Annotated in this window: 6 protein-coding genes; 3 read left to right on the top strand and 3 right to left on the bottom strand. The window is 76.0% G+C overall.

The window, feature by feature from the left end; translation table 11 throughout:
* The 3 genes from ABD353_RS12660 to ABD353_RS12670 all read left to right on the top strand — a co-directional run.
* Positions 1-2,515: DUF4135 domain-containing protein (locus ABD353_RS12660; RefSeq protein ID WP_344623641.1), on the top strand; the 2,515-nt coding region annotated here is incomplete at its 5' end.
* 24 nt (positions 2,516-2,539) lie between these two features.
* Positions 2,540-4,795, top strand: coding sequence for a TOMM precursor leader peptide-binding protein (locus ABD353_RS12665; RefSeq protein WP_344623642.1), 2,256 nt, complete (start codon positions 2,540-2,542; stop codon positions 4,793-4,795).
* A 58-nt stretch (positions 4,796-4,853) separates the two neighbouring features.
* On the top strand, positions 4,854-6,341 hold the full coding sequence (locus ABD353_RS12670; protein ID WP_344623643.1) for a SagB family peptide dehydrogenase: 1,488 nt from the start codon (positions 4,854-4,856) through the stop codon (positions 6,339-6,341).
* Between the two features lie 160 nt (positions 6,342-6,501).
* Here ABD353_RS12670 and ABD353_RS12675 read toward each other — a convergent pair whose 3' ends face one another.
* From ABD353_RS12675 to ABD353_RS12685, 3 genes are all read right to left on the bottom strand, one after another.
* Positions 6,502-7,170, bottom strand: coding sequence for a response regulator transcription factor (locus ABD353_RS12675; protein ID WP_344623644.1), 669 nt, complete (start codon positions 7,168-7,170; stop codon positions 6,502-6,504).
* Between the two features lie 108 nt (positions 7,171-7,278).
* Positions 7,279-7,470: a hypothetical protein gene (locus ABD353_RS12680; protein ID WP_344623645.1), complete on the bottom strand. Its 192-nt coding sequence runs from the start codon at positions 7,468-7,470 to the stop codon at positions 7,279-7,281.
* Between the two features lie 255 nt (positions 7,471-7,725).
* Positions 7,726-8,040, bottom strand: a 315-nt coding sequence (locus ABD353_RS12685) for a hypothetical protein (protein WP_344623646.1), incomplete at its 5' end; no start/stop codon positions are given.

The raw sequence follows: 8,040 nt of genomic DNA on the forward strand, positions 1-8,040 counted from the left end.
CGGTGGGCCGGGCAGCGGCACCAGCTCCGCCGCGGGCCCGGGGCGGACGGTGCCGACCGGCAGCCGGGCGCCCTCCGCCCGCGGCGCCGCCGGCGACCGGCACGCCGGCGGCCGCTCGGTCGCCCTGCTGCACTTCGCGACCGGCCCGGCCGTCGTCTACAAGCCCAAGGACATGCGGCACGCCGCCGCCTACCTCGACCTCGTCCGCCGGCTCAACCGCGACCTCCCGCTCGACCTGCCGGAGCGCACCGTGCTGCTGCGCAGCGACCGCGGCGACGACGGCCACGGCGCCTCGCTCGCCGCCGACTGCGAGAGCGACTACGGCTGGGAGGAGCTCGTCCCGCACCGCCCCTGCGCGGACCGCGGCGGCTTCGCCCGCTTCTACCGGCGGCTCGGCATGACGATCCGGCTCGTCCAGCTGCTGGAGGGCCGCGACCTGTGGGCCGACAACCTGATCGCCGACGGCGAGCACCCCGCCCTGATCGACCTGGAGTGCCTGCTCTACCCGCGGGTACAGGCGCCGCCGGTGCTCAGCCCCGGCCAGCACGGCCTGCTGGACGAGCTGGAGTCCACCGTGGTGCGCACCGCGATGGCCTTCCAGGCGTGGACGCCCGCCAAGCACTCCGGCGCCCTCGACATCGGCTGCCTCTCCCGGATCGGCAGCCTGGAGGTCGCCCCCGGCGTCCCCGCGCTGCCGCTGCCCCCGTACCGGCCCGTCCACGACGGCGAGACCGCCGACCCGTGGCAGTACACCGAGGAGCTGACCGCCGGCTACCGCGAGATGCATGCCGCGCTGTACGCGCTGCGCGGCGAACTCGCCTCCGCGGACGGCCCGCTGGCGCCCTTCCGGGGCATCTGGGTGCGCTACATCTGGCGGCACACCTGGGACGGTTACAAGATCGTCCGCGCCTCGACCAGCCCGCTCGCCCTCGACAGCGGCGCCACCCGCGAGACGGTCATCGCCGGCGCCCTGCACGGCGCCCTCACCGCCCGGGCCGGCGACCCCGGCCGCGGCGACCTGCTGGACGTCGTCCTCGCCGAACTCGACTCCTACCGCGTCCTCGACATCCCGTTCTTCCGCTCGCTGACCACCTCCACCTCGGTCTTCACCGCCGATGGCCGGGAGATCCCCGGGCACTTCCAGGGCACCGGCTGGCAGCGCCTCCAGCACCGGGTCGCCGAACTCGACACCTTCGACCTCGACACCCACCTCGCCGTCCTCACCGGCTGCATCGACGCCGCCCGGGCCGGCACCGAACTGCCCGCCCCGACCGCCGCCCGGCCCCGCCGCACCACCACCACCCCCGGCTCCGGCGAACTCCTCGGCCACGCCGTCGCCGTCGGCGACCGCATCCTCGCCGACCGGCGCGGCCACGGCTGGCTCGGCCAGAGCTGGTACCCCGGCACCGGGCTGCGCCAGGTCGAGGTGCTCGGCCTCGACCTCGTCACCGGAACCCCCGGCCTCGCCGTCCTGCTCGCCGAACTCTGGGCCGCCACCGGCGAACCCCGCTTCCACCGCGCCGCCCTGCACGCCCTCACCACCGCCGCCGACCTCATCGACCCGGACTCCCCGCGCGGCTTCGCCTTCGCCGCCGACACCCGGCTCGCCGCCGGCGCCCCCGTCCCCGGCGGCCTGGCCGGCCCCGGCTCGCTGATCCACGCCCTCGCCCGCGCCGGCGTCCTGCTCGGCGAACCCGAACTCCTCGCCCGCGCCCAGGCCCTGGTGCCCGGCGCACTCGCCGTCGCCACCCCCGCCGAACCCCGCCCCGGACGCCCCGCCCGCACCCCGCGGCCCGACACCCCGATGGGCACCGCCGGCCTGCTGCTCAACCTGCTGCGGCTGCGCCGCGCCACGGGCCCCGGCCACGCGCCGACCGAGGACGGCATCCGCACCCTGGCCGCCACCGCACTGGCCGCCCTCTCCGCCGAACCGGGCGAGGAGCGGGCCGACAACGGCTTCCTCGACCTCGTCCCGGCCGGCCCCGACTCGGTCGCCGCCGCCCTCGCCCGCACCCTCGCCGAGGCGCCCGGCCTGCTCGCCGCCCCCGAGACCGTCCGCGACCGCCTCCGCGGCCACCGCTTCGCCACCGCGACCCGGGCCGGCCGGCTCGCCTGCCTGGACACCGCCGTCTCGCTCGGCGCCGGCACCGTCGACCCCGCCGAACTCGGCGCCCTCACCCCGCCGGTCGGTGCGACGCAGATCGCCGGCCGCACCACCCGCGACCTGGTCGCCACCGCGGGCGAGGCGCTCACCGCCGCCGAGGCGGGCCTGCTGCACACCGTCCCCGACGGCGCCGACGCGCTGCTGCCCGGCCCGTTCTACGACGGCCGGGAGGCCGCCGGGCTGCTCGTCGGCGAGCTGATCGCCCGCCGCGCGGCCACCGGCCGCTGGCACCCCGACCGGGCCGCCGACGACCGGATCAACCTCGGCGCCCTGGACGGCACCGCCGCCGTCGGACTGCTGCTGCTGCGCCTGCTCGACCCCGCCACCGCCCCGCTCGCCACCCTGCGCTGACCGCCCGAGACCCGAGGGACCGCCATGTCCGACACCACCGCGATCGGCTTCAAACGCCACTACACCCCGTACGTCGTCGACGGCGAAGCCGTCTACCTGGTCTCCGAGCGCGGCGTCTCCGTGGTCGACGGCGCCCTCGCCCAGCGCCTCGCCCCGCTGCTGGACGGCACCCGCACCCCCGAGCAGATCGGCGCCGCCCTGGACGGCACCGTGCCCGCCGACAAGGTCCTCGGCGCCGTCGGCACCCTCCGCGACCGTGGCTACCTCGCCCCCGCCGGGCCCGTCGACGATCCGGCCGGCGCCGCCTACCTGGAGATGGCCGGCCTGGACGGTGCCGCCGCCTCCGCCGCCCTGCGCACCTCCCGCGCCCGGGTCGAGGTGTACGGCGACCTGGACCCGCAGCCCTTCCTCGACGCCCTCGCCGCCGCCGGCGTCACCGTCGACGAGGACGCCGACTTCACCGTCGCCCTCACCGAGGACTACCTGCACCCCGGCCTCGCCGACCGGGACCGCGCCGCCCGCGCGAACGGACGCCCCTGGCTGCTCGCCCGCCCGGTCGGCTCCATCGTCTGGGTCGGCCCGGTCTTCGTCCCGGGCCCTTCCGACGGTGCCACCGGCTGCTGGGAGTGCCTCGCCCACCGGCTCTCCGCCAACCGCCAGTCGCTCAGCTACCTGCAGCACCGGCTCGGCCAGGACACCCCGATCTCCACCGCCGGCGCCCACCTCGCACCCACCCTCGGCACCGGCGCCCAGCTCGCCGCCCTGGAGGCCGCCAAGTGGCTCGCCGGGGTGCGTCCTTCGGAGCCGGTGGTGCTCACCTTCGACACCGTGCTGCTGGAGGCCGAACGCCACAAGCTGGTCCGCCGCCCGCAGTGCCCGGCCTGCGGCGAGGCCGGCCTGATGGCCGAACGCCAGCTCACCCCGGTCGAGTTCGCGTCCCGGCCGAAGGCATTCACCGCCGACGGCGGCCACCGCTCCGCCTCCCCCGAGGACATGCTCGACCGCTACCGGCCCCAACTCTCCCCGGTGACCGGCGTGGTGACCTCCCTGGTACCCGCTGCCCGCACCCCCACCGGCCTGCGGGTGTACGTCTCCGGGCAGAACCTCTCCCGGCAGAGCGGCGACCTGCGCCAACTGCGCACCGGCCTGCGCTCGGTGAGCTGCGGCAAGGGCCGCACCGACGTCCAGGCCCGGGCCAGCGCACTCGGCGAGGCGATGGAACGCTACTCCGGCGTCTTCCAGGGCGACGAGGCCCGCCGCACCGCCAGCTACACCGAACTCGGCGACGCCGCGATCCACCCCGCCCGCACCCTGCTCTACAGCGACCGCCAGTACGAGGAGAGGGCCCGCTGGAACGCCCGCCGCTCGATGTTCAACACCGTCCCCGAGCGGTTCCGCGAGGACGACCGGATCGAATGGTCGCCCGCCTGGTCGCTCACCGAGCAGCGCACCCGCTGGCTGCCCACCATGTCGCTCTACTACGGCTACCGGCACCGCCACGGCTTCTTCGCCGCCGGCGACTCCAACGGCTGCGCGGCAGGAACCTCCTTCGAGGACGCCGCCCTGCAGGGCTTCCTGGAACTCGTCGAACGCGACGCCGTCGCCCTCTGGTGGTACAACCGGGTCCAGCGGCCCGCCGTCGACCTGGACGCCTTCGGCGACCCGTACATCGCCGAACTCCGCGACATCTACCGCGGATTGCGCCGCGAGATCTGGGCGCTCGACCTCACCTCGGACTTCGGCATCCCGGTGGTCGGCGCGTTCTCCCGGCGCCTGGACAAGCCCGCCGAGGACATCCTGATCGCCTTCGGCGCCCACCTCGACCCGCACATCGCCCTCACTCGGGCGCTCACCGAGATGAACCAGTTCCTCGGCCCCGTCGCCGGTGACGCCGAGGGCCGGGTCAACTACGCCGGCGCCGACCCCGAGCAGAAGGCCTGGTGGACCACGGCCACCGTCGCGGGCAACCCCCACCTGCTGCCCGACCCCGCCACCACGGCCGCCGGCCCAGGCCGCTGGGCGGAGCTCGCCGGCACCGACCTCGCCGACGACCTGCGGCTCGCCCAGCGCCTCGTCGAAGAACGCGGCATGGAGTTCCTGGTGCTCGACCAGACCCGCCCCGACGTCGGCCTGCCGGTCGCCAAGGTGATCGTCCCCGGCATGCGGCACTTCTGGGCCCGCTTCGCCCCCGGCCGCCTCTACGACGTGCCGCTCGCCCTCGGCTGGCTCGACCGGCCGACCCGGGAGGAGGACCTCAACCCCGTCCCGATCTTCATCTGACGACGTGCGGGCCGCCGTGCTGCTCGGCGGCCCGCCCCTCCCGGAGGAGGAACTCCGCATGACCGTGACCGAACAGCTCCCGCCCGACCTCGCGGCCGGCGGCGGCCCCCTGCGCACCCTGCTGCGGCTGCGCCCGGAGGTCGTCGTCACCGCCCAGGGCGACGACCTCGAACTCAGCCACCCCTGGGGCCGCCAGCGGGTCCACGCCCTCGGCGCCGACACCGTCGACCGGCTCGCCGAACTCACCCGCACCGAGGTCGACCTCGACGAACTCCCCGCCGGCGGCAGGCTGCTGCACCTGCTGCGGCGCTTCCCGTACCTGGTCACCACCACGCTCGCCGACCCGCTCGGCGTGCCGCTGGCCACCGCCGTCCCGATCGCCCGCTCGGCCGGCCTGCCCGGCCTTGGCCGGTCCGCCGACACCGCCGTGCTCTCCCGCTTCGCCTACCTGCGACGGCTGCCCGAGGAGCACGCCGGGGCCTGCGTCCTCGAATCCCCGACGGCACCGTTCCGGCTCACCCTGCACCGGCCCGCCGCGGGCGCCTTCGTCGCAGCCGTCACCGCCTCCCGCTCGGTCGACGAGGCCGCCCTGCTGGCCGGCCTCGCCCCGGCCGCCGGACGCTCCCTCGCCGGACTGCTCGCCGGCGCCGGCTTCCTCGACGACACCGCCCAGGGCGAACCCCCGCTCTGGGACTTCCACGACCTGCTCTTCCACGCCCGCAGCCGCCCGGGCCGCCACGACTACCCGAGCGGCGGCGTCTTCGCCCACCCCGAGGTCGCCCAGCTGCCGGCGATCCCCGGCACCGGCCCGCGCGAGGAAGGCGCCGGCATCGACCTGCCCGTCCCCGACTGGGACGAGGTGCTCGCCCGCGACCCGGCCCTCTCCGAAGTCCTGGAGGGCCGCCGCTCGGTGCGCACCTACGCCGAGCGGCCCGTCACCCTCGACCAACTCGGCGAACTGCTCTACCGGGTGGCCCGGGTCCGACGGGTGATCCCCGGAGACCCGGCCGACCCGCACGGCTACGACATCGTCGACCGGCCCTACCCGGCCGGCGGCGCCACCGGCGAACTCGAGGTCTACCTCTCGGTCGTCCGCTGCGAGGGGCTGGTGCCCGGCGTCTACCGGTACGACGCGGCCGCACACCGGCTCCGCCCGCGGCCCTTCTCCGGGCCCGGGGACGAGACCGCCTTCCGCGAGCTGATGACGGCGGCCTGGAGGGCGACCGGCTGCAGCGTCGACCCGCAGGTGCTCCTGACGGTGACCTCGCGGTTCGGCCGGCTCTCCTGGAAGTACAGCCAGATCGCGTACGCGCTGACGCTCAAGCACGTCGGCGTGGTCTACCAGACGCTGTACCTGGTGGCCACGGCCATGGGGCTGGCCCCCTGCGGCCTCGGCTCCGGCGACACCGACGCGGCCGCCCGCGCGCTCGGCCTGGACTGGACGGCGGAGTCCTCCGTCGGCGAATTCCTCATCGGCAGCCGCCCGTCCGACGTCCCCCGCACCGCCCACGGCTTCGCCGACATGGTCACCGAAGCAAGGGGATAACCCCAAGGGACGGGGGCAACCCCAAGGGGCGCGGGGAACTGCGCAATTCGGAGAGGGCTCACCTGTCGAGTCGGACCGACCCATTTTCGGGTCGACGCGATTCTGGCAGGTGGACCACATCCGAATTGCGCAGTTCCCCGCGCCCCTCGATCAATTCCCTTCAGAGCCAACCGCGTTCGCGGGCGATGCGGATGGCGTCGCAGCGGTTGCGGGCGCGGGTCTTGGCGATGGCGGCCGAGACGTAGTTGCGGACGGTGCCGGGGGAGAGGGAGAGGGCGGCGGCGACCTCGTGGATGGTGGAGCCGTCGGCGACGTGGCCGAGCACGGTGACCTCCCGGGGGGTGAGCGGGGAGGCGTCGCCGCGGACGGCGTCGACGACCAGCCGGGGGTCGTAGACCCGTCCGCCGCGGGCGAGTTCCCGTACGGCGGCGATCAGTGCGGCGGGCGGCACGTCCTTGAGCAGGACTCCGGCGACCCCGTCGGCGACCGCGCGCTGCAGGTCGGCGGTGCGGGCCTGGGTGGTGAGCAGGAGCAGGGCGGTGGCCGGTGCCCGGTCGCGGATGAGGGCGGCGGTGGCGGGGCCGCCGGGGCCGGGCAGGTCGGGGTCGAGGACGGCGACGGTGGGCCTGGTGCGGGCGGCCTCGGCGGCGGCCTCCTCGGCGGTGGGGGATTCGGCGACCACGGCGAGGTCGCTCTCCCGGTCGAGCAGGGCGCCGAGCCCGCTGCGGAACAGGTGGTGTCCGTCGGCGAGGAGGACGCGGACGGCGGCGGTGGCGCCGTGGGCGGTGGGGGCCGCCGGGTGGAGCGGGCTTTCCAGGACGGTGGTCATCCGGCTACCTCGTGGGCGTCGTCGTCTCGGTCTGCGGGTGGGGCCGGCCGGCCGGGTCGCGGGGCCGGCGCCGGTGCGGGGCGGTCGCGGGCGGTGCCGGGGTTCGGTTCAGCCCCAGCCCCAGGTGTCCTGGTGGCCGGTGGGCAGCGGGGGGAGCGGGGTGCCGGTGGAGGTGAGCGCAGGGGTGGTGTCGCCGTCGGCGCGGTAGGCGGTGCCGCCGGTCTGCGCGGTGGTGGCCACGCCGGTGAGCACGCCGAGACCCAGGGCGACAATCGTGATGAAACGGACCTTCTGCGTCATGGGGATGCCCGATCCTCTCGCGTTCGGCTGTACCCCGGGCTGCTTCCGGGGTGCGGTGGTGTCAGGGGCGGAGTGACGGGTGGTCCGTTCCGGGCCCCGATGGGGCTGCTGTCCCGGTTGCGGTCCGTCGTTCCGCCGACACCATGAGAGTGGCCGCTCCGGCCGGTCCGTGTCAGCAGCCGGAGCTGGCACCACAGTGCCGTGACACCCTGAGGCCAGCTCGCCGGGTCGCGGGGCGGTGGGTGCGGGAGCCGGTCAGGGGCGGCTGGGCAGGGCGTGCAGGCCGAGCGCGATCCACGGGTCGGCCTCGCAGCAGCGCAGGTCCCAGCCGCTCAGTTCGCCGTCCTCGGCGAGGAGTTCGCGGCAGGCGTCGCGCAGCCGGCCCTCGGCCTCCAGCAGTGATCCGGCGTCGACGAAGACGACCGCGTCCAGGGTGTCGGCGGACTGCCGGATGCGCGCGTGGCTGAGCCGGGCGGGGCCCCGGAGCGCGCGCTCCAGCCCGGCCCGCACGGCGGCTTCCACCGGTGCGCGGAGCGGGCGGGGGCGTCCCGCCCGCCAGGGCGGCGGGGG

This window comes from Kitasatospora arboriphila (genome assembly GCF_039528095.1).
In the GTDB taxonomy this organism is placed as follows: domain Bacteria; phylum Actinomycetota; class Actinomycetes; order Streptomycetales; family Streptomycetaceae; genus Kitasatospora; species Kitasatospora arboriphila.

Coding starts and splice junctions, on each gene's coding strand:
- ABD353_RS12675 (WP_344623644.1), bottom strand. CDS start 7,170: ATGACCACCGTCCTGGAAAGCCCGCTCCACCCGGCGGCCCCCACCGCC.
- ABD353_RS12680 (WP_344623645.1), bottom strand. CDS start 7,470: ATGACGCAGAAGGTCCGTTTCATCACGATTGTCGCCCTGGGTCTCGGC.
- ABD353_RS12670 (WP_344623643.1), top strand. CDS start 4,854: ATGACCGTGACCGAACAGCTCCCGCCCGACCTCGCGGCCGGCGGCGGC.
- ABD353_RS12665 (WP_344623642.1), top strand. CDS start 2,540: ATGTCCGACACCACCGCGATCGGCTTCAAACGCCACTACACCCCGTAC.